Origin of the sequence: Pseudolysinimonas sp. (assembly GCF_031389465.1) — a bacterium.
Classification (GTDB): Bacteria; Actinomycetota; Actinomycetes; order Actinomycetales; family Microbacteriaceae; genus Pseudolysinimonas_A.
On sequence record NZ_JANMSQ010000082.1, the window covers coordinates 1 to 2,056 of the forward strand.

Annotated in this window: 3 protein-coding genes and 1 pseudogene; all 4 read right to left on the reverse strand. The window is 66.3% G+C overall.

The features are described 5' to 3' along the window. Positions 1 to 522: beta-ketoacyl synthase N-terminal-like domain-containing protein (locus RMO30_RS03230; RefSeq protein ID WP_309709450.1), on the reverse strand; the 522-nt coding region annotated here is incomplete at its 3' end. A gap of 69 nt (positions 523 to 591) precedes the next feature. Continuing rightward, positions 592 to 840: an acyl carrier protein gene (locus tag RMO30_RS03235; protein ID WP_309709451.1), complete on the reverse strand. Its 249-nt coding sequence runs from the start codon at positions 838 to 840 to the stop codon at positions 592 to 594. Positions 841 to 942: 102 nt separating this feature from the next. Next, on the reverse strand, positions 943 to 1,941 hold the full coding sequence (locus tag RMO30_RS03240) for a beta-ketoacyl-ACP synthase III (protein WP_309709453.1): 999 nt from the start codon (positions 1,939 to 1,941) through the stop codon (positions 943 to 945). Between the two features lie 11 nt (positions 1,942 to 1,952). Beyond that, a pseudogene (locus RMO30_RS03245) lies at positions 1,953 to 2,056 on the reverse strand (ACP S-malonyltransferase); the annotation flags it as partial.

The window sequence follows — 2,056 nt, forward strand, 5'->3', positions numbered from 1 at the left end:
GTCGTAGGCGTTGGCGATCGCCTCGGTGCTCGACGCGCACGCCGAAACGTCGGTGCGGGCGAAGGCGCGCGCATCCAGATCCATCGAAACGGCAGCGGATGCCGCATTCGGCATGAGCATCGGCACCGTCATCGGCAGAACCCGACGCGACCCCTTCTCACGGAGGGTGTCCCACGCGTCGAGGAGCGTCCACAGCCCACCGATGCCGGTCGAGTACTCGACGCCGATACGGGTCTTGTCGATGTCCGGCGCGCCGGCATCCTGCCAGGCTTCCCGCGCCGAGATTACGGCGAACTGGGCGCTCGGGTCGAGCCGCTTGGTCTCGACGCGCTCCAGCACCTCAGCGGGCCGCACCTTCGCTTCCATCGCGAAGGTGACGGGGAGGTCGTACATGCTCGCCCACTCGTAGCTGAGCGTGTTGGCGCCGGACTCACCCGCGAGGAGGGCGGTCCAGGTGTCCTGGGCGGTGCCACCGAGAGGCGTGGATGCGCCGATGCCGGTGACGACGATTCGCTTGGTCATTCGAATCCAATACTCGTAAGGGGGAGATGGGGGCTCGCGCCCCCATCACGACGACTAGGCCGAGTTCGCTTAGTTCTGGGCCTTGACGATGAAGCTGACGGCGTCGCCGACGGTGGTGAGGTTCTTGACCTCTTCATCGGGGATCTTCACGTCGAACTTCTCTTCGGCGTTGACGACGATCGTCATCATCGAGATGGAGTCGATGTCGAGGTCGTCGGTGAACGACTTGTCGAGCTCCACGCTGTCGGTCGCGATGCCGGTCTCGTCGTTGATGAGCTCGGCGAGGCCCGCGAGGACCTCTTCGGTGGACAGTGCCATGGTGCTTCTCCTTGGGGTTCGGTGAGGGTAAATCTGATGAATCGAATGACCGGAGTCGATTCTATTAGGCCAGTTGTCTGCAATTAGGGCAGGCGTGCCCGATCAGGGCAGCCGCACGACCTGAGCGCCGTAGACGAGCCCCGCGCCGAAGCCGATCTGCAGGGCGAGCCCGCCGCTGAGTTCGGGATGCTCCTCGAGCAGCCGGTGGGTTGCGAGCGGGATGGATGCGGCCGAGGTATTCCCGGTGGTCTCGATGTCCCGTCCGATGAGCACCTTCTCGGGGAGCTTCAACTGTTTCGCGAGTTCGTCGATGATGCGCATGTTCGCCTGGTGCGGCACGAATGCGGCGAGATCATCCACCGTCACCCCGGCCGCTTCGAGCGCCTCCTTGGCGACCTTCGCCATCTCCCACACCGCCCAGCGGAACACCGTCTGGCCGTCCTGGCGCATTGTCGGCCACGGCTTCACCTTGTCGAGGTACTCCTCGAAGGTGGCGTTCATGCCGACGGCATCCCACTTGGAGCCGTCCGAGCCCCACACCGATGCCGAGATTCCGGGCTCATCGGCAGGGCCGATGACTGCCGCGCCCGCGCCGTCGCCGAGCAGGAACGAGATCGACCGGTCTTCGGGGTGCACGTACTGGGAGAGCTTCTCGGCACCGACCACGAGCACGTACTCCGCCGCACCGCTGCGCACGAGCGCGTCGGCCTGCGCGATCGCGTAGGTGTAGCCGGCGCAGGCGGCGCTGACGTCGTAGGCGGGGGCGGGGTTCGCGCCGACCCTCTCGGCGAGCAACGCCGCCATCGACGGGGTCACCGCGACGTTGCTGATCGTCGAGACGATCACGGCGCCGATCTGATCGGGCCGGATGCCGGCTTTCGCGATCGCTTCGTTCGACGCGGTCTCGGCGAGGTCGATCGCGTCGACACCTTTGCTCGCGCGCTTGCGGGTGACGATGCCGGTGCGCTGGCGGATCCACTCGTCGCTGGAATCGATCGGGCCGACGAGGTCGTCGTTCGGCACCGTCAGGTCGCCGCGGGCGGCCCCGAACGACAGGATGCGGGTGTACTTGGGCCCTACGGCCTGCTTCAGGGTGGTCATGCGGTCCTTTGTCAGCTCTGCTCAATCAGCTCGATGGCGGCCGGGATGTCGTCGGGGGTTTTCATGGCGACGGTCGGCAGCCCCTTCAGGCCGCGCTTGGCGAGGCCGACGAGCG

What these genes read in the sequence shown, in the direction of transcription:
- RMO30_RS03240 (WP_309709453.1), bottom strand. Translation starts at nt 1,941, where the DNA reads ATGACCACCCTGAAGCAGGCCGTAGGGCCCAAGTACACCCGCATCCTG.
- RMO30_RS03235 (WP_309709451.1), bottom strand. Translation starts at nt 840, where the DNA reads ATGGCACTGTCCACCGAAGAGGTCCTCGCGGGCCTCGCCGAGCTCATC.